We start from the raw sequence: 19,231 nt of genomic DNA, 5'->3' as shown, positions 1-19,231 counted from the left end.
CGCAATGGGATTCACACTACGGCACAAGAACCTGATCGATCGGGCTTTCTGGCTGCCCTGCGAAAAGCTGAATTACTTTTATCTCTTCCCGGCGCTGATGTTTATCCAGGTCGGCAAAGCCGACCTCAGCCAGTTTCCAGTGCGGCCGATTGCCCTGTCTGTGCTGGGCGCCGTCTTGATTGGCGCCTTGTCATTGTACCTCTGGCGAATCTGGCTAAAACAGCCCGGGCCGGTTTTCTCTTCGGTCATACAGGGCGCTCTGCGCCCCAATACCTACATCGGGGTTGCCGCAGCGGCGGCGACTTTCGGCCACACCGGCCTGACGGTGACCTCCATCAGCATCGCCGTCGCCATCCCGCTGTTGAACGTGGCCTCGATTGTCGTACTGATGCATTACGGCCAGGGTACCCGCCCCGGCGGCAAACAGATCGCCAAAGCGCTGGGGAAAAACCCGGTGATCCTTTCGGTCTTGGCCGGTCTGGCCTTCAACGCCAGTGACTTGTCGCTTGGCGCGGCGCTGGAGAACATTCTCACTATTCTCGGCGGCGCCTCTCTGCCATTGGGGTTGCTGGCGGTCGGCGCAGGGCTGGATATACAGGCGGCGCGTACGGCGCAGGGCCCCGTCCTACAATCGACCTTCGTCAAGTTGTTGCTGGTACCGCTATTGACGCTGGGAATCGGCATCGCCCTGGGCATCTCCGGCCCGGTGTTGGCGACTATCGTCCTGTTTAACGCCTTACCCTGTACACCTTCCGCCTACATCATGGCGAAACTGCTGGGCGGCGATTATCGCTTGTCGGCCGGCATCATCACGATTCAAACGCTACTGGCGGCGGTCACCATTCCTGTTATTTTGCTGCTGACCCAGTTTTCAGCTCATCCAGCTTAAGATGGGCCTCATACCTCTGCCACAACGTGTCGAACCAGCCGTCGTTTCCATAACGACGGTTGAGGCGTTCGACAGCTTCTGCGCACTGTCGGCGGGCCAGGGCCAACAGGCCGGCCTCGCCCGCCGATAAAACGGCCAATAAACGCGCCATTTCCACCAGATAGTGACGGGCAAAGGAGACATCGTAATCGGTAATGCTCCTGCTGTTGTCAATCAAGTCGCACAGTTTGATGGTCTGCGCTTCCGCGCAGGCCTGCGCGCTGTGCTGCAGATTGGCATTTTTACGGTGCAGACGCTCACCGCCATAGCTGCGAGGCTGCACGTCGGTCAACATTTCCACATAACGCTCGACCGTCGGGCCGAATTCTCGCCGGATATCCGCCAGGGTCACCGCCGTATCTTCTACCGTATCATGCAGCCAGGCAGCGGCGACCATTTCTGGCGTCGGCTTGGCTCGCTGCAGCAGAACCACCACCGCTGCAGGATGCACGATATACGGCTCCCCGGTGAACTTGCGCCGCTGATTGCAGGCATGGTGAGCTTCATTGGCAAATCGCTGCGCTTTCAAGGTTAAATCCATACTTACTCCTTATCCATTTCGATTCAGTGTACGGCAGCAATGCTGCACATCTGAGTCGATTTGGTTATGAGTTATGCCGACAACGCAGCACGTAATGCGCTCACAAACGCCGCAAAGCCCGCTATTTTATGCCTACTTTTTCTCATGCGAGACACCCTGTGGATACCCAACGCTACCTGCAGCATATCGGCTTTACCGGCGGCGCCCGCCCTGACCTCCCCACGTTGCAACAGCTGCACCATCGCCACATGCTGAGCGTCCCGTTCGAGAACCTGAGCATTATTTATCATCAGGGTATTCAGCTGACGCCGGAGGCGCTGTTCAGCAAGGTGGTCGAGCGTAACCGCGGCGGTTTCTGTTATGAGCTGAACACGCTGTTTGCCCTGCTGCTGCGGGAGATCGGTTTCAAGGTGAGCTTCATCTCCGGCGAGATCCGCGCGCGCGACGGCCATTTCGGCCCGCCCTACGACCATCTGGCGCTGCGGGTGGATCTGGCGGGGCAGGCCTGGCTGGTGGACGTCGGTTTCGGCGATTCCTTCCTGACGCCGCTCAAAATCGTCGCCGCCGAGCCGCAACCGCAGGCCAGCGGCACTTTCCACCTGGAGCGGGAAGGCGAGTATTACCTGCTGGAGCGCCGCAACGGCGACCAACGCTCGCATGCCAAAACCCTGTATCGCTTTACCGTTCAGCCGCGCGAATTGCCTGAGTTCGACGAGATGTGCCACTTCCACAGCACCTCGCCGCAGTCGCATTTCACCCAACGTCTGGTGTGCTCACGGCCGACGGAGCACGGCCGGGTGACCCTCAGCGACATGAAGCTGATCGTGACCGAAGATCACCAGCGCCACGAAACGACGCTGCATTCGGAAGAGGAACGCCGCGCCGCGCTGTGGCAGCATTTCGCCATCGATTTGGATCGTTGACGACGCCGGTGGCGCCCTTTTATTACGATTCTGTTACATCGATTGCATAACCGCGCTTGGCTGATTGCCAGCACCGCGGCGGCAGGCATCATAGGGTCATGATTCGGCAACAGAGTGCGAAAATGATCCGTGTGATACTGGTGGATGACCATGTGGTGGTGCGCTCCGGCTTTGCGCAATTGCTCAGCCTCGAGGACGATATCGACGTGGTGGGGCAATACAGCAGCGCGGCGGCGGCCTGGCTGGCATTGCTGCGCGACGACGTCAGCGTCGCGGTGATGGACATCGCCATGCCGGATGAAAACGGCCTAAGCCTGTTGAAACGCCTGCGGGCGCAGAAGCCGCAGTTCCGCGCAATCATCCTCAGCATCTATGACTCACCCACCTTCGTGCAGAGCGCGCTGGACGCCGGCGCCAGCGGCTATCTGACCAAACGCTGCGGGCCGGAAGAACTGGTGCAGGCGGTGCGCTCCGTCGAGATGGGCGGCCATTACCTGTGCGCCGACGCGCTGCGAGCGCTGCGCGGCGGCGAGCAGCCGGCCACGGCGCTGGAAGTGCTGACCCCGCGCGAGCGTGAAATATTCGATCTGCTGGTCAGAGGCGACAGCGTAAAGGAGATCGCTTTCAAGCTCGATCTCAGCCATAAAACGGTACACGTACATCGCGCCAACGTCCTGGGCAAGCTGCAGTGCAACAGCACCATTGAGCTGGTGCATTTCGCCCTCGAACATCAGCTGCTGGCGGGGCATTGATGTCACTCCGCTCACGGCGCTGGGTTATCTCGCTGTTTATCCTGTTGGCCTGGGGCAGTGGCTGGCTGATGCTGTGGACGCTCGGCTTCTATCTGACCCACAACGGCAATCAGGCAGCGCTGTTTCTGTCTCACGGCGTCTATCTCGCGCTGCTGATCTTGCTGGCGCGCCGCTATTGGCCCGCTCTGATAATACCGCCGGTGCTGCTGCTGTTCTGGCTGCACGGCGAACGCCTGCTGAGCGGCTACGGCCTGCTGGCCGCGCCGTTCATCACCCTGCTCCCGGCCGCGCTCGCGCAGCGATTCTGGCGCCGTTTTCCGCTCTACTGGCAGCGGCTGACGCTGCTGCTGGCTACCGTGACCGCCGCCTCGCTGCTCAATACCGCCCTGCTGTCGCCTTTCGCGCACAGCCCGGCGATGTTGCTCGGCCTGGCGTCGTTTACCGGCGGCGTTTTGCTGACCCCGTTCGTCTACCTGATCTTTGAATTTCTGCGCCAACAGCACCGTTACCACCTGCTGGGGCTGGACACCACCAATCCGCCGCTGCGCGCCTCCTTAATCATCTGGTGCAGCCTGTTTTTCGTTATCGGCATCGGTACGCAGATGGTGCTATCGCCGGAAATCGAGCGCCTGCTGCTGATCGTGGTGTTTTTGCCGAACGTGGTGATGGCGTGGAAGTTCGGTTGGCAGGGCGGCGTGTTGTCCGGCCTGCTCGGCAGCATGATGATCACCCTCGCCCGGCAGGTCGGCGTGGGGTTCGGCAATCTGGTCGAGCTGGAAATCTTTCTGGCGACGCAGGCGCTGCTCGGCATCGGCCTGGGCATCGCCATCAGCCGCCAGCAACACCTGGCGCAAAACCTGCACCATTATCGCCGACGCCTGGAAGAAGAGCTGGCGGCGCGGCGGGCGCTGACCGAAAAACTGATCCACACCGAAGAAGACACGCGAAAAAACCTGGCGCGCGAGCTGCACGATGAAATCGGCCAGAACATCACCGCGATTCAAATCCAGTCGCAGCTGGTCAAGCGGGCGCGCGATCCGGCGCAAACCCAGGCCGCCGCGAACCAGATAGCCGATCTCGCCCGGCGCATTCATCACTCCACGCGCCAGCTGCTGCGCCAGCTTCGCCCGCCCGCGCTGGACGAGCTGGCGTTCAAAGACGCGCTTCACCACCTGCTGAATGAATTCGCCTTTAGCGAACGGGGCATCCGTTGCCATTTCGACTACCGACTCATCGACACGCCCGCCGGCGAGACGGTGCGCTTCACCCTCTACCGGCTGCTGCAAGAGCTGCTCAACAACGTGTGCAAACACGCCGAAGCCAGCGAAGTCGCCATCGTCTTGTATCAACAGGGTGAGCTTTTGCACCTCGAGGTGCGGGACAACGGCATCGGCATCCGTGCGGACAAGGAGCCTGGCTTCGGCATTCAGGGGATGCGCGAACGGGTCAGCGCACTCGGCGGCGAACTGACGCTGGAAACGCAGCGCGGCACCCGGGTAATTGTTAACCTGCCCACAAATTTGCAACAAACCGCCGACTAACTAGGAAAAAGTCTTAGCCACTCCGGACTTTCTCTCATCCCCTTTCCCTTTCACCTTCTTATAGTCAGCACCAGGGAGGCGGCTATGCAAGCACGCTCGGCATCTGAAATCGATCATCGTTACCGCGCGCTGCGCCCGCGACTGCTGCTGTATATGGTCATCGGGTACGCCGCCTTTTACCTGACGCGCAAAAGCGTGAATTACGTGCTGCCGGCGCTGCAAACGGATTTGGGGCTGGATAAAGGGGACATTGGCCTGCTCGGCTCGCTGTTTTATCTGAGCTACGGCCTGTCGAAATTCGCCGCCGGGTTGTGGCACGACGGCCATGGGCAGCGCGGGTTTATGGGGATCGGCCTGTTCGCCACCGGTTTGCTGAACGTGGCGTTCGCCTTCGGCGAATCGCTGACGCTGCTGCTGGCGGTCTGGGCGCTGAACGGCTTCTTTCAGGGCTGGGGCTGGCCGCCCTGCGCGCGGCTGCTGACCCACTGGTATTCGCGCAATGAGCGTGGCTTCTGGTGGGGCTGCTGGAATATGTCGATCAACCTCGGCGGCGCGATCGTGCCGTTGATCAGCGCCTTCGCCGCCCAGCGCTGGGGCTGGCAGGCGGCGATGTTGATCCCGGGGGCCGTCAGCATGGTGCTGGGCATCTGGCTCACGCGGCAGCTGACAGGCACGCCGCAGGAAGAAGGCCTGCCGTCGGTCGGCCAGTGGCGCCACGATCCGCTGGAGCTGCGCCAGGAACAGCAAAGCCCGCCGATGGGGCTGTGGCAGATGTTGCGCACCACGATGCTGAAGAACCCGATGATCTGGCTGCTCGGCGTCTCTTACGTGCTGGTCTACCTGATCCGCATCGCGTTGAACGACTGGGGCAACCTGTGGCTGACGGAAAGCCACGGCGTCAACCTGCTCAGCGCCAATGCGACGGTGATGCTGTTCGAGATAGGCGGCCTGCTCGGTGCGCTGTTCGCCGGCTGGGGTTCGGATGTGCTGTTCGGCGGGCAGCGCGCGCCGATGATTTTGCTGTTCACGCTCGGGCTGATGGTTTCCGTCGCCGCGCTGTGGCTGGCGCCGGTGCATCACTACGCGCTGCTGGCGGGCTGTTTTTTCGCGGTGGGCTTCTTTGTCTTCGGCCCACAGATGCTGATTGGCCTCGCCGCCGTGGAATGCGGGCACAAAGGCGCCGCGGGCTCCATCACCGGCTTTCTCGGCCTGTTCGCCTATCTGGGGGCGGCGCTGGCGGGCTGGCCGCTGTCGCGGGTTATCGAAGGCTATGGCTGGTCAGGCATGTTCAGTTTGCTGTCGATCGCCGCCGTTCTTATGGGTTTATTGCTGATGCCGCTGCTGATGGCGAGCGTTACCACCTCTACCGAGAGAAGGATAAAACAATGAAAAAAACGTGGGTCACTACCCTGATAGCATCCGGCATCGCACTGGCCACGCTGAGCGGCGCCGCGCACGCCAAGGGCCGCCTGGTGGTTTACTGCAGCGCCACCAATGAAATGTGCGAAGCGGAAACCAAAGCCTTCGGCGAGAAATATGACGTGAAAACCGCGTTTATCCGCAACGGTTCCGGCAGCACGCTGGCAAAAGTGGACGCCGAGAAGAAGAACCCGCAGGCGGACGTCTGGTACGGCGGCACGCTCGATCCGCAATCCCAGGCCGGTGAAATGGGGCTGCTGCAACCGTACAAATCGCCCAACCTCGAACAAGTCATGACGCAATTCCGCGATCCAGCCAAGCTGAAAGGCAACTACTCCTCGGCGGTCTACGTCGGCATTCTCGGCTTTGGCGTCAATACCCAGCGCCTGAAAGAGAAAAACCTGCCGGTGCCCAAGTGCTGGAAAGACCTGACCAAACCGGAATACAAAGGCGAGATTCAAATCGCCGATCCGCAAAGTTCCGGCACCGCCTACACCGCGCTGGCGACCTTTGCCCAACTGTGGGGAGACGATCAGGCGTTCGATTACCTCAAGCAGCTGAACGCCAACGTTTCGCAGTACACCAAGTCCGGCATTGCCCCGGCGCGCAACGCCGCCCGCGGTGAAACGGCGATCGGCATCGGTTTCCTGCATGACTACTCGCTCGAAAAAGAACAGGGCGCGCCGCTTGAGCTGATCTCGCCGTGTGAAGGCACCGGCTACGAAATCGGCGGCGTCAGCATCCTCAAAGGCGCGCGCAACCTCGATAACGCCAAACTGTTCGTGGACTGGGTGCTGTCGAAAGAGGCGCAGGAGCTGGCGTGGAAGAAAGGCAAATCCTATCAGATCCTGACCAACACCACCGCCGATACCTCGCCGAACTCGCTGAAGCTCGACGATCTGAAACTGATCAACTACGACATGGACAAGTACGGCTCGACCGAGGTCCGCAAGGCGCTGATCAATAAATGGGTCAGCGAAGTCAAGATGGGTAAATAAACCCACATTCTGCGCCTGTTGCCGGGTAAGCTTCACGCCTTACCCGGCCTGAACATCCGGGAAACTTATGTCACATACACATGCACTCCATCTCGTGAAAAAACGAGATGCGATATTCCTTTGGGTTTTGCTTGGCTGGCTGGCGTTCGCCCTGCTGCCGAGCTGGAGCCTGGATTACGGCCTGCTGGAATCCACCGGCGATGAAATCCTCGCGGCCTACGGCTGGTCACACCGCAATATCAGCTGGCTTTGGTGCCTGCTGCCGAGCCTGCTGCTGCTTCGCCCCTACGCCGCGGCGGGCCGTGAGCAGCGGCGCCGCCACGCGTTCGATGCCGGCTGGGCGCTGCTGTGCATGGCCTTTATCGTCGTCAGCGCCACGGTGGCGGGACGCGGCTTAGGCTACGCCACCCTGGTGCAATTGACCTCGCTGGGCGCCATCATGACGCTGGCGCTGACCCGCCTCGACTGGCTGGGTGGCGACCGTTTCGTTATCGGTGCGCTGGTCACCATCGTGGCGCTGATCGGCGTCTTCATCGTCTGGCCGAGCATCGCGATTTTCATTCCGATGTTCACCGACCAGACGGGGGCATTCGCGCCGCTGGCGTTTATGAACGTGCTGTCGCAGGCGCATATCGTTCAGGTGATCCTCAACTCCATCGCCCTGTCGATCGCGGTGGGCGCCGGCTGCACCTTCTTCGGCCTGGTGCTGGCGATTTACACCACCCGCATCGCCAAGCGCAGCGCCATTATCGGCCGCATCTTCTCCATCCTGCCCATCGTCACGCCGCCGTTCGTCGTCGGCCTGGGCGTCACGCTGATGATGGGGCGTTCCGGCTACGTCACCGAGTGGATGGTGGCCTGGTTCGGCCTGACCAACACCAACTGGCTGTACGGTTTTACCGGCATCTGGCTGGCGCAGGTGCTGGCGTTCACCCCGATGGCGTTCATGATCCTCGACGGCGCGATCAAGACCATTCATCCTTCGCTGGAAGAGGCCTCCTACACCCTGCGCGCCAGCCGTTGGCAAACCTTTAACGGCGTGTTCGTGCCGCTGCTGAAACCGGCGCTGGCCAACGCGTTTCTGATCGTGGTGGTGCAATCGCTGGCCGACTTCAGCAACCCGCTGGTGCTCGGCGGCAACTTCGACGTGCTGGCGACGCAAATCTATTTCTACATCACCGGCTCGCAGCTCGACTATCAGGCCGCCAGCACTCTCGGCGCCTTCCTGCTGCTGTTCTCGCTGCTGGTGTTCTGCATCCAGTACCTGTGGATCGGCAAGCGTTCCTACGTCACCGTGTCCGGCAAATCCTACCGCGGCGACGTACAGCCGCTGCCGGTCACGCTGGTGTGGGGCGTGATCGCGTTGCTGGCGGTGTGGATAGCCTTTAACGCCCTGCTCTACGGCAGCATTTTCTACGGCAGCTTCACCGTCAACTGGGGGGTGGATTACACGCTGACGCTGGATAACTTCATCAAGCTGTTCGGCCAGGGCATGAGCGACGGCGCGTGGCCTTCGCTGCTCGACACGCTGCTGTACGCCGGGATCGCCGCGCCGATCACCGCCGCCTTCGGCCTGCTGATCGCCTGGATCGTGGTGCGCCAGCAGTTCAAGGGCAAAAAGACCATCGAGTTCACCACCATGCTGTGCTTTGCGGTGCCGGGCACCGTGGCGGGCGTCTCTTACATTCTCGCCTTTAACAGCGCGCCGGTGTACCTCACCGGGACGGCCGCCATCGTGATTATCTCGATGGTGATGCGCAACGTGCCGGTGGGCATTCGCGCCGGGATCGCCGGGCTGGGCCAGATAGACAAATCGCTGGACGAAGCCTCGCTCAGCCTGCGCGCCGGCTCGCTGCGCACCATCACGCACATCCTGCTGCCGCTGCTGCGCCCGGCGATCCTGTCGGCGCTGATCTACAGCTTCGTGCGCGCCATCACTACCGTCAGCGCCATCGTCTTCCTGGTCACCCCCGATACCCGCGTGGCCACCGCCTACATCCTCAACCGCGTGGAAGACGGCGAATACGGCGTGGCGATCGCCTACGGTTCAATTCTGATCGTGGTGATGCTGGCGATTATTTTCCTCTTTGACTGGCTGATCGGTGAGGCACGCATCTCCCGTTCAAAAGCCAAAAACCAGGCGTAATGGAGCCCATGATGAGCCAGAAAAATTTCGTTGAACTGCGTAACGTCTCCAAACGGTTCGGCAGCAACACGGTAATCGATAACATCACGCTCACCATCCCACGGGGGCAAATGGTGACGCTGCTCGGCCCTTCCGGCTGCGGCAAGACCACCATTTTGCGCCTGGTCGCCGGGCTGGAGAAACCGAGCGACGGGCAGATATTCATTGATGGTGAAGACGTTACCCATCGTTCCATCCAGCAGCGTGACATCTGCATGGTGTTTCAGTCTTATGCCCTGTTCCCGCATATGTCGCTGGGGGAGAACGTCGGCTATGGGCTGAAGATGCTCGGCATTCCGCGCGCCGAAGTGAAAGCGCGCGTGCAGGAAGCGCTGGCGATGGTGGATCTGGCGGGGTTCGACGATCGCTATGTCGATCAGATCTCCGGCGGCCAACAGCAGCGCGTGGCGCTGGCGCGCGCGCTGATCCTCAAGCCGAAAGTGCTGCTGTTCGACGAGCCGTTGAGCAATCTCGACGCCAACCTGCGCCGCAGCATGCGCGAAAAGATCCGCGAGCTGCAAAAGCAGTTTGATATCACTTCGCTGTACGTTACCCACGATCAGAGCGAGGCTTTCGCGGTCTCCGACACCGTGCTGGTGATGAACAAGGGCCATATCATGCAGATGGGCTCGCCGCAGGATCTCTATCGGCAGCCGGCGTCGCGCTTTATGGCGAGCTTTATGGGGGACGCTAACCTGTTCCCGGCCAACTTCAGCGCCGATCATGTCGATATCAGCGGCTATCGCCTGCCGCGCCCCGCCCACTTTGCCGCCCAGGGCACCGGCACGGTGGGCGTGCGACCGGAGGCGATCACGTTGAGTGAGCATGGCGATGAAAGCCAGCGCTGCGTGATCCAACATGTCGCCTACATGGGGCCGCAGTATGAGGTGACGGTGGCATGGCACGGGCAGCAGATTTTGCTGCAGGTTAACGCCACCCGCCTGCAGCCGAACGTCGGCGAGCACTATTATCTGGAAATTCATCCCTACGGCATGTTTATGCTGGCGGACGCGGCATAATAAGCATCACCCTTAAGCGTTAGAATAACGGTCATTCCGTATGGAATGACCGAAAATAACTGCCAAAAAAAACCGTATTTATCTATTTTTACAATTCCACCCAAGTCCTTGTTCAGCCGAGAAATAAATACATCCGCATTCATTAAAAAATAACCAATAAGGCCACCGAGGGTGATATTTTTATTTGGATAGGGTAAGCTTAATCCCGCAGTCGAAATTATTTAACGGCCGACTCAAGGAGAAATTCATGAGCAACAATGCAAACGCACAGGCGCAGCTGGATAATTTACGCAACGTCGCTTCCCAGCTGAAGGAAATGCGCCACTATGCGCAGGCGAATACCGAGACGCTCTCCGCACACTGGCTGGCCTTCGATCAGGGGGAATGCAAAAATAAGGCGTTCGCCGAAGCCATTAACGATCTGTTGAATAAACAGGGCGCCTGCCTGGAAGGGCTGGAAAAAACCATTCAGGATATCGAGATAGAATTAAATCGTCTTGATAAAGCCGCCTGATAATACATATTTAAATAAACCCGCCGCGCGCGGGTTTATTTTTAGCTGCGGCAGATGACACGCGCAATATCCCCTGACGTCGTCAGCGCGCGTATTTCGCTGAACAGTTCGGTAGCTTCGTCATATTCTTTACGCAAATAGCCCAGCCACTGTTTGATGCGCGCCACGTGATACAGACCGGTGTCGCCCTGCTTTTCCAGATGGACGTATTTTTGCAGCAGCTCAACCACCTGCGGCCAGGGCATACGCGGTTCGTTATACTTCACCACCCGGCTCAGGTTCGGCACGTTGAGCGCGCCGCGCCCCAGCATGATGGCGTCGCAGCCGGTCGCCTGCAGGCAATCCTGCGCGCTCTGGTAATCCCAGATCTCGCCGTTGGCGACAACCGGGATGCTCAGCCGCTGACGGATCTCACCGATCGCCGCCCAGTTGATGCGATCCGCCTTGTAACCGTCCTCTTTGGTGCGGCCGTGCACCGTCAGTTCGCTGGCGCCCGCCTGCTGCACCGCATCGGCGATTTCAAAGCTGCGGCTGGAGGAATCCCAGCCCAGACGCACCTTCACCGTGACCGGCAGATGGGCCGGCACCGCAGCGCGCATCGCCTTGGCGCCCTGGTAGATCAATTCCGGATCTTTGAGCAGCGTCGCCCCGCCGCCGCTGCCGTTCACCAGCTTGGACGGGCAGCCGCAGTTGAGATCGACGCCGTAAGAGCCCAGCTCTACCGCACGCGCGGCGTTCTCCGCCAGCCACTGTGGGTACTGCCCCAGCAGCTGTACCCGCACCTGCGTGCCCGACGGCGTGCGGCTGGCGTGACGCAGCTCCGGGCACAGCCGGTAGAACGACTTGGCCGGCAGCAGCTGATCGACCACGCGCAAAAATTCGGTGATGCACAGATCGTAGTCGTTCACTTCGGTGAGCAACTCACGCACCAAAGAGTCGAGAACGCCCTCCATCGGAGCCAATAATACGCGCATGACCAATCCCAGCTAAAAAAAGACCCGCAATGATACGGGTGAATGCCCGCGCCAGACAAGCCTCTGCGGGCATTAAAAATGCCGTCAGCCTAGCCGGCGAATCGGTTGACCCGCGAGGAACGCCGCTATGTCCTCGACCGCCTCGGTGAAGTAGGCGCGATAGTTGTCGTCCGCCACGTAACCCACATGCGGCGTCGCCAGCACGTTGGGCAATTGACGAAACGCATCGTCGGCCGGCAGCGGCTCCGTCTCGAACACGTCCAGCCCGGCGCCGGCAATCTTCCGCTGTTGCAGCACGTCCACCAGCGCCACCCGATCGACGATCCCCGCGCGCGAGGTGTTGATCAGGTAAGCAGTGGGCTTCATCGCCATCAATTCGTCGCGCCCCACCAACCCGCGGCTGCGATCGCTCAGCACCAAGTGAATGGAGACAAAATCGCTCTGCTCAAACAGCGCCCGCTTGGACGGCGCCAGCAAAGCGCCCTCCTGCGCCGCCCGTTCCGCCGTCAGGTTCTGGCTCCAGGCCAGCACCCGCATGCCGAACGCCTGTGCCACCTTGGCCATTTGGCCGCCGATCTTGCCCAACCCCAGCAGCCCCAGCGTCTTGCCCTGCAGGGTGACGCCGAGATCCCGTTGCCACGGACCGTTGTTTTGCAGCCCGACGCTTTCCGGCACGATATGCTTCGCCAACCCGAGCAGCAGCGCCCAGGTCAGCTCCATCGGCGCCGCCGAGCGCGGCGTGGTGCCGCATACCACCACGCCGCGCTCGGCGGCGGCGGCCAAATCGATAGAAGCGTTGCGCATGCCGGAGGTGATCAGCAGCTTCAGCTTCGGTAGCCGCGCCAGCAGCGAGGCAGTCATCGGCGTGCGTTCGCGCATGATGACCAGAATGTCGCACTCCTGCAGATGCACCGCCAGCTCCGTCTCATCGGTAAAGTGCGCGCTGATGGCGGACACCTCCACCCGATCGGCCAGCGCCGACCAGTCCGCCATCTTGAGCGCCACCTGCTGGTAATCATCGAGAATTGCGCACTTCAATTTCATCTCCGTCTCCTGGAATGTAGGGTTAGCCACCGTCCAGCCTAGTACGAAAATGCCGTTCCGCCAGGCAAAAAAAAGCCGCCCGTATCGGCGGCTTACTCTTTGAGCAATCAGGCTTATTCGGCCGGTTTGCGACTACGTGGACGACGCGAGGCCGGCGCGCCGGAACGGCGTTGACCGTCCCCCTGCGGGCGAGCGTTACCGTTACCGTTGCCACGGTTTTCACGCTGGCCGCCGTTCGCGTTACCGCTGCGCTGACCGCCGCCGTTACCGGAACGCTGGCCACCGCCGTTGCCGCGCGGCGCGCCGCGTCCGCCGCCCTGGCGGCCGTTGATGATCGGCTCCGCCTTGATGGTCGGATCCGGCTCGTAGCCCGGCAGCGCAATGCGCGGAATTTCACGCTTCAGCAGACGCTCGATGTCGCGCAGCAGCTTGTGTTCATCCACGCACACCAGCGAGATAGCTTCACCGGTGCGTTCCGCGCGGCCGGTGCGGCCGATGCGGTGCACGTAGTCTTCCGGCACGTTAGGCAGCTCGTAGTTCACCACGTGCGGCAGCTGGTCGATATCCAGACCGCGCGCCGCGATATCGGTTGCCACCAGCACGCGGATGCGGCCATCTTTGAAATCGGCCAGCGCACGGGTACGGGCGCCCTGGCTCTTGTTGCCGTGGATCGCCGCAGCGGTGATGCCGTCTTTGTTCAGCTGTTCCGCCAGGTGGTTGGCGCCGTGCTTGGTGCGGGTAAAGACCAGCACCTGTTTCCAGTCGCCTTCGCCGATCATCTGCGACAGCAGTTCCCGCTTACGCTTCTTGTCGACGAAGTGCACGCTCTGCTCGATCTGCTCGGACGCGGTATTGCGGCGCGCCACTTCCACCGAGGCCGGGTTATGCAGCAGTTTGTTGGCCAGCGCCTTGATGTCGTCGGAGAAGGTTGCGGAGAACAGCAGGTTCTGGCGCTTGGCCGGCAGCTTGGCCAGCACGCGACGGATGTCGTGGATAAAGCCCATGTCCAGCATGCGGTCCGCTTCGTCCAGCACCAGAATTTCGATTTTGGACAGGTCAACCGCGTTCTGATGTTCCAGATCCAGCAGACGGCCCGGCGTCGCCACCAGGATATCGACGCCGCCGCGCAGCTTCATCATCTGCGGGTTGATGCTCACGCCGCCAAACACCACCAGCGAACGCAGGCGCAGGTGTTTGCTGTAGGCCTCGACGTTTTCGCCGATCTGCGCCGCCAGCTCACGGGTTGGCGTCAGGATCAGCGCGCGCACCGGGCGACGGCCTTTGACCGGATGGTCATGCTTGCTCAGCAGCTGCAACAGCGGCAGGGTAAAACCGGCGGTTTTACCGGTGCCGGTCTGGGCGCTGGCCATCAGGTCACGACCTTCCAGCACGACAGGGATAGCCTGACGCTGGATTGGCGTCGGTTCGCGATAGCCCTGTTCTTCAACAGCGCGCACAATTTCAGCACTTAAGCCGAGGGTTTCAAATGACATAAAGAGAAAAACTCCAGATCCCCCCTAACCTAACGGTGTTCGGTGCAGTTTCCTGGGAGGATGATCAGACGGGGCATTAAGCATGACCACGAGGGATTGGCACAAACTGCAGTGCACCAGGCGCCGATTGTAACAGAAGTCGCGCAATAAAAAGCACTTTTACGCACCTAGAGCACAATCTGCCGTAAATTCAGCATTGTCTGAAGCCGATCACATAACTCATTGTGGTTAGCGGTTGCGTTTTAGACAATCTGGCATAAAGTTAATCATATGATTGATTAACTTCGAGCGTGACCCATGCCAGCTTCCGTCCCTCATCAGGCCGCCGGCCGGGCGCGCGGCGAGCAAACGCGCCGGCAACTGCTCGCCGCGGCAACCGAACTGTTCGGTGAATATGGCCTGGAAGGCGCCACCACGCGCGACATCGCCCAGCGCGCCGGCCAGAACATCGCCGCCATCACCTACTACTTCAGCTCCAAAGAGGGGCTGTACCTGGCCGTGGCGCAGTCGCTCGCCGATTTCATTCAGCAGGCGTTCGCCCCGCTGGTCGCGGAAGTCGATCGCTTCCGGCAAGAACCAGCCGCACAACGGTCATCTGACGCGGCGCTGCGCTTGTTGCAACGTGGCCTGTTGGCCTTCAGCGAGCTGATGACCCAACCGCACACGCTGAACCTGAGCAAAATCATGTCGCGCGAACAGCTCGCCCCGACCGAGGCCTATCCGCTGATCCACAGCCAGGTGATCGCGCCGATGCACGAGCGGCTGTGCCGCCTGCTGTCGGCCGCCACCGGCATCGACGAACACGCCCCCCGCCTCGTATTGCATACCCATGCGCTGATCGGCGAGGTGCTGTCGTTCCGCGTGGCGCGCGAAACTATCCGCCGTCAGGCAGGTTGGCAAGACATTGGCGAGGGCGAAGCGGCGCAAATCGCGGCGGTACTGAGCGAACATATTGAGATTCTGGTTACTGGGCTGCGCCAACGTCATGGCGCGTAAATTCAGGCAGGGAGTGTTATGAACAAAAAACGCAGTGCCTTGATCGTGTTGTTAATTCTGCTGATCGCGGCCGTCGCATACGGGGTTTGGCATTACCAGCAGCAGCAGGATCGGCCGCTGACGCTGTACGGCAACGTCGATATCCGCACGGTCAACCTCGGCTTTCGCGTCGACGGCCGCCTGGCGTCGCTGACGGTGGATGAAGGCGATACCGTTCAGCCGGGCCAGCTGCTCGGCAAACTGGACGATGCTCCCTACCGCAACGCGCTGCAACAGGCCGAAGCCAACGTCGGCAGCGCGCGCGCCAAACTGTCGCTGCTGCAGGCCGGCTACCGCAGCGAAGAGATAGCCCAGGTGCAGTCAGAAATGGCGCAGCGCCAGTCCGCCTTCACCTATGCCGACAGTTTCCTGAAGCGCCAGCAGGGGCTGTGGGCGAAAAACGCCACCTCCGCCGACGCGCTGGAGGATGCGCGCACCGCCCGCAATCAGGCGCAGGCCAACCTGCAGGCGGCGAAGGACAAGCTGTCGCAATACCGCAGCGGCAACCGCCCGCAAGAGATTGAACAGGCCAAGGCCGACGTGGCGCAAAGCGAAGCGGCGCTGGCGCAGGCGCAGTTGAACCTGCAAGACGCCACGCTGATCTCCCCTTCCGCCGGCACGGTGCTGACCCGCGCGGTGGAGCCGGGCACCATGCTCGGCGCCGGCGGCACGGTGTTCACCCTGTCGCTGACCCGGCCGGTGTGGGTGCGCGCCTACGTCAACGAGACCAGCCTAAACCAGGTGGTACCCGGCACCGAGCTGGAGATCTACACCGACGGTCGCCCCGACAAGCCTTACCACGGCAAGATCGGTTTCGTCTCGCCGACCGCGGAATTCACGCCGAAAAGCGTTGAAACGCCGGACCTGCGCACCGATCTGGTATACCGCCTGCGGGTGATCGTCACCGACGCCGACGACGCGCTGCGCCAGGGCATGCCGGTCACCCTACGCTTCGCCAAACCCTGAGGCCGGCCATGGAACAGGCGCACACCATCGAGTTGGAAGGGCTGGAAAAGCGCTTCCCGTCGCTTGAGAAACCGGCGGTCGCCAGCCTGACCACCACCCTGCGCAGCGGCGCGGTCATTGGGCTGGTCGGCCCGGACGGCGCCGGTAAAACTACCCTGCTGCGCATGCTGGCCGGGCTGCTGCAGCCCAGCAGCGGCAAGCTGCGGGTCGCCGGGCTGGATCCGATCGCCCAGGATCGTCAACTGCACGCGATCCTCGGCTATATGCCGCAGAAGTTCGGGCTGTATGAGGATCTGACGGTGATGGAGAACCTGACGCTGTACGCCGATCTGCGCGGCGTCACCGGCGATCTTCGCCGCCAGACCTTCGAACGGCTGCTGAAATTCACCGACCTGACCCGCTTCACTGAGCGCCTGGCGGGCAAGCTGTCCGGCGGCATGAAGCAGAAACTCGGCCTGGCCTGCACGCTGGTGGGTGAACCTCAGGTGCTGTTGCTGGATGAACCGGGCGTCGGCGTCGATCCGATCTCGCGCCGCGAGCTGTGGCGCATGGTGCACGAGCTGGCCAACGACGGCATGTTGATCCTGTGGAGCACCTCTTATCTCGATGAAGCCGAGCAGTGCCGCGAAGTGCTGCTGCTCAACGAGGGCGAGCTGCTGTTCAGCGGCGCGCCGCAGGATCTGACTCGCCGTATGGCCGGGCGCACGGTGTTGATCGCCGCGCCCCCCGGCAGCCATCGATCGTTGCTGCAGCGGGCGATCTGCCTGCCGGCGGTCACCGACGGCGTGATCCAGGGCAAGTACCTGCGCCTGATCCTGAAAGAAGGCGAAGATCACCGGCAGCTACTGCAGGCGCTGGATCTGCCGGACGCCGAACTGAACGAAGCGGATCCGCGCTTCGAGGATGCGTTTATCGATCTGCTCGGCGGTGGCCCCAACCATCGCTCGGCGCTGGCGGAGATCATGCCGACCGTTGACGGAGAAAGTGGTGAAACGGTGATCGAAGCGGTGCAGTTGACCAAGAAATTCGGCGATTTCGCCGCCACCGATCACGTCGATTTTCAGGTGCGGCGCGGCGAAATTTTCGGCCTGCTCGGCCCGAATGGCGCCGGCAAGTCCACCACCTTCAAAATGATGTGCGGTCTGCTGGTGCCATCCGGCGGCAAGGCGCTGGTGTTGGGCATGGATCTGAAAACCAGTTCCGGCAAGGCGCGCCAACGCCTCGGTTACATGGCGCAAAAGTTCTCGCTGTACGGCAACCTGACGGTGGCGCAGAACCTGAAGTTCTTCTCCGGCGTCTACGGCCTGAGCGGCAAGGCGCAGCGCAAAAAAATCGACGAGATGTCCCACGCCTTCAACTTCGCGCCGATCCTCGATCAAACGCCGGACGCGCTGCCGCTCGGCTTCAAGCAGCGCCTGGCGCTGGCCTGCGCGCTGATGCACGAACCGGATATTCTGTTCCTCGACGAACCGACTTCCGGCGTCGATCCGCTGACGCGGCGCGAGTTCTGGTTGCACATCAACGGCATGGTCGACAAGGGCGTCACGGTGATGGTGACCACCCACTTTATGGACGAAGCGGAGTACTGCGACCGCATCGGCCTGGTGTATCGCGGCAAGATCATCGCCGCCGGCACGCCGGACGATCTCAAACAGCAGGTGGCGCGCGACGACAATCCCAACCCCTCGATGGAGCAGGCGTTTATCGAGCTGGTTCAGGGCTACGACGAGGAGGAATCACGGTGAGCGATAACCGTACCCTCATCGACGACGGCGGCTTCTCCTGGCGCCGACTGCGCGCGCTGTGCCTGAAGGAAACGCGGCAGATACTGCGCGATCCCAGCAGCGGCCTGATCGCCTTCGTTATCCCGCTGATGCTGCTGTTCATCTTCGGCTACGGCATCAACCTGGACTCCAGCAAGCTGCATCTGGGCATTCTGATGGAGCAACAGAGCGAAGACGCGCGCGATCTGGCCCAGGCGTTTGCCGGTTCGCCCTATATCGAACCAACCATCAGCGACAACCGCCAACAGCTGATCCAGCAGATGCAGGCCGGCACGATACGCGGCCTGGTGGTGATCCCGGTGGATTTCGACCAGCGCATGGCGCGCCCGCACGACAGCGCCCCTGTCCAGGTGATCACCGACGGCAGCGAGCCGAACACCGCCAACTTCGTGCAGGGCTATGCCCAGGGCGTATGGCAAGTTTGGCAGCAGCAGCGCGCCGCCGATCGGGGGAGCAGCGACAAGCCGCTGATTGACGTGCAGATGCGCTACTGGTTCAACCCGGCGGCCATCAGCCGGCACTACATCATCCCCGGCGCCATCACCATCATCATGACGGTGATCGGCGCCATTCTCACCTCGCTGGTGATCGCCCGCGAATGGGAGCGCGGCACCATGGAAGCCCTGCTGTCCACCCAGGTGACGCGCAGCGAGCTGCTGCTCTCCAAGCTGATCCCATATTACTTCCTCGGCATGATCGCCATGGCGCTGTGCATGGCGGTGGCGGTGTGGGTGCTCGGCGTGCCCTATCGCGGTTCGCTGCCGATCCTGCTGCTGATCAGCAGCCTGTTCCTCGCCAGCACCCTCGGCATGGGCCTGCTGATCTCCACCCTCACCCGCAACCAGTTCAATGCGGCGATGGTGGCGCTGAACGCCGCCTTCCTGCCGTCGATCATGCTGTCCGGCTTCATCTTCCAGATCGACAGCATGCCAGCCATCGTGCGCGCGGTGACCTACATCATTCCGGCGCGCTACTTCGTCAGCACGCTGCAAACGCTGTTCCTGGCGGGTAACGTCGGCACCGTGCTGGTGATCAATCTGTTGTTCCTGATTGCTTCCGCCGTGGTGTTCATCGGCCTGACGGCCTGGAAAACCCAGCGCCGGCTGGATTGAGGA

General features: G+C 61.6%; 17 protein-coding genes. 13 read left to right on the top strand and 4 right to left on the bottom strand.

The genetic code is table 11. The features are described 5' to 3' along the window. Positions 1-4: 4 nt before the first annotated feature. Positions 5-889, top strand: a complete 885-nt coding sequence (locus tag ACSJLU_RS06410; RefSeq protein ID WP_230203377.1) for an AEC family transporter — start codon at positions 5-7, stop codon at positions 887-889. Here the strand turns inward: ACSJLU_RS06410 and ACSJLU_RS06405 are convergent. Continuing rightward, entirely contained in the window at positions 849-1,469 is a 621-nt protein-coding gene (locus tag ACSJLU_RS06405; protein ID WP_043136747.1) for an HD domain-containing protein, read from the bottom strand. The two genes, ACSJLU_RS06410 and ACSJLU_RS06405, sit on opposite strands and share 41 nt — an antisense overlap. 158 nt (positions 1,470-1,627) lie before the next feature. Between ACSJLU_RS06405 and ACSJLU_RS06400 the strand changes: the two genes are divergently transcribed. From ACSJLU_RS06400 to ACSJLU_RS06365, 8 genes are all read left to right on the top strand, one after another. Beyond that, entirely contained in the window at positions 1,628-2,392 is a 765-nt protein-coding gene (locus ACSJLU_RS06400) for an arylamine N-acetyltransferase family protein (RefSeq protein ID WP_342096515.1), read from the top strand. Positions 2,393-2,514: 122 nt separating this feature from the next. Further along, on the top strand, positions 2,515-3,144 hold the full coding sequence (locus ACSJLU_RS06395) for a response regulator transcription factor (protein ID WP_342096516.1): 630 nt from the start codon (positions 2,515-2,517) through the stop codon (positions 3,142-3,144). After that, complete coding sequence (locus ACSJLU_RS06390; RefSeq protein WP_060447605.1) at positions 3,144-4,685, top strand: MASE1 domain-containing sensor histidine kinase; 1,542 nt, start codon at positions 3,144-3,146, stop codon at positions 4,683-4,685. Before ACSJLU_RS06395 ends, ACSJLU_RS06390 begins: the two co-directional genes overlap by 1 nt. A gap of 84 nt (positions 4,686-4,769) precedes the next feature. Further along, positions 4,770-6,074 carry an MFS transporter family glucose-6-phosphate receptor UhpC gene (gene uhpC, locus ACSJLU_RS06385; RefSeq protein ID WP_043136737.1) on the top strand — a complete coding sequence of 435 codons (1,305 nt, stop codon included), beginning with the start codon at positions 4,770-4,772 and terminating at the stop codon, positions 6,072-6,074. Further along, positions 6,071-7,102, top strand: a complete 1,032-nt coding sequence (locus tag ACSJLU_RS06380; protein WP_043136733.1) for an ABC transporter substrate-binding protein — start codon at positions 6,071-6,073, stop codon at positions 7,100-7,102. Before uhpC ends, ACSJLU_RS06380 begins: the two co-directional genes overlap by 4 nt. Before the next feature lie 67 nt (positions 7,103-7,169). Further along, positions 7,170-9,248: an ABC transporter permease gene (locus ACSJLU_RS06375; RefSeq protein ID WP_342096517.1), complete on the top strand. Its 2,079-nt coding sequence runs from the start codon at positions 7,170-7,172 to the stop codon at positions 9,246-9,248. Between the two features lie 11 nt (positions 9,249-9,259). Continuing rightward, positions 9,260-10,306, top strand: coding sequence for a ferric ABC transporter ATP-binding protein (fbpC, locus tag ACSJLU_RS06370; RefSeq protein ID WP_025301935.1), 1,047 nt, complete (start codon positions 9,260-9,262; stop codon positions 10,304-10,306). A 247-nt stretch (positions 10,307-10,553) separates the two neighbouring features. Continuing rightward, complete coding sequence (locus ACSJLU_RS06365) at positions 10,554-10,820, top strand: hypothetical protein (protein ID WP_004939738.1); 267 nt, start codon at positions 10,554-10,556, stop codon at positions 10,818-10,820. A 41-nt stretch (positions 10,821-10,861) separates the two neighbouring features. Here ACSJLU_RS06365 and dusC read toward each other — a convergent pair whose 3' ends face one another. The 3 genes from dusC to rhlE all read right to left on the bottom strand — a co-directional run bounded on the left by dusC (position 10,862) and on the right by rhlE (position 14,331). Further along, positions 10,862-11,794, bottom strand: coding sequence for a tRNA dihydrouridine(16) synthase DusC (dusC, locus tag ACSJLU_RS06360; protein ID WP_025301934.1), 933 nt, complete (start codon positions 11,792-11,794; stop codon positions 10,862-10,864). 84 nt (positions 11,795-11,878) lie between these two features. Further along, positions 11,879-12,838 carry a D-2-hydroxyacid dehydrogenase family protein gene (locus tag ACSJLU_RS06355; RefSeq protein WP_439041065.1) on the bottom strand — a complete coding sequence of 320 codons (960 nt, stop codon included), beginning with the start codon at positions 12,836-12,838 and terminating at the stop codon, positions 11,879-11,881. 113 nt (positions 12,839-12,951) lie between these two features. Continuing rightward, positions 12,952-14,331 carry an ATP-dependent RNA helicase RhlE gene (gene rhlE / locus ACSJLU_RS06350; protein ID WP_025301932.1) on the bottom strand — a complete coding sequence of 460 codons (1,380 nt, stop codon included), beginning with the start codon at positions 14,329-14,331 and terminating at the stop codon, positions 12,952-12,954. Between the two features lie 297 nt (positions 14,332-14,628). On the opposite strand from rhlE, the gene cecR reads away from it, so the two are divergent. Genes cecR through ACSJLU_RS06330 form a run of 4 tightly spaced genes read left to right on the top strand, consistent with a single transcriptional unit; the run spans position 14,629 to position 19,228 of the window. Then, the gene (cecR, locus tag ACSJLU_RS06345; RefSeq protein WP_060432619.1) at positions 14,629-15,327 is read left to right on the top strand and encodes a transcriptional regulator CecR; all 699 of its coding nucleotides are present in this window, start codon (positions 14,629-14,631) and stop codon (positions 15,325-15,327) included. Positions 15,328-15,345: 18 nt separating this feature from the next. Beyond that, positions 15,346-16,332 (top strand): secretion protein HlyD, encoded by a 987-nt coding sequence (hlyD, locus tag ACSJLU_RS06340; protein WP_342096518.1) that lies wholly within the window; start codon positions 15,346-15,348, stop codon positions 16,330-16,332. An 8-nt stretch (positions 16,333-16,340) separates the two neighbouring features. Beyond that, positions 16,341-18,077 (top strand): ATP-binding cassette domain-containing protein, encoded by a 1,737-nt coding sequence (locus ACSJLU_RS06335; RefSeq protein ID WP_060447609.1) that lies wholly within the window; start codon positions 16,341-16,343, stop codon positions 18,075-18,077. Continuing rightward, a complete protein-coding gene (locus ACSJLU_RS06330; protein ID WP_342096520.1) occupies positions 18,074-19,228 on the top strand; it encodes an ABC transporter permease in 1,155 nt (384 codons plus the stop codon). The genes ACSJLU_RS06335 and ACSJLU_RS06330 overlap by 4 nt, the downstream gene beginning before the upstream one ends. Positions 19,229-19,231: the final 3 nt, after the last annotated feature.

Origin of the sequence: Serratia bockelmannii (assembly GCF_051803255.1) — a bacterium.
Lineage (GTDB): Bacteria > Pseudomonadota > Gammaproteobacteria > Enterobacterales > Enterobacteriaceae > Serratia > Serratia bockelmannii.
Note: the sequence above shows the minus strand (reverse complement) of the source record. Positions and strands in the feature narration are given on the sequence as shown.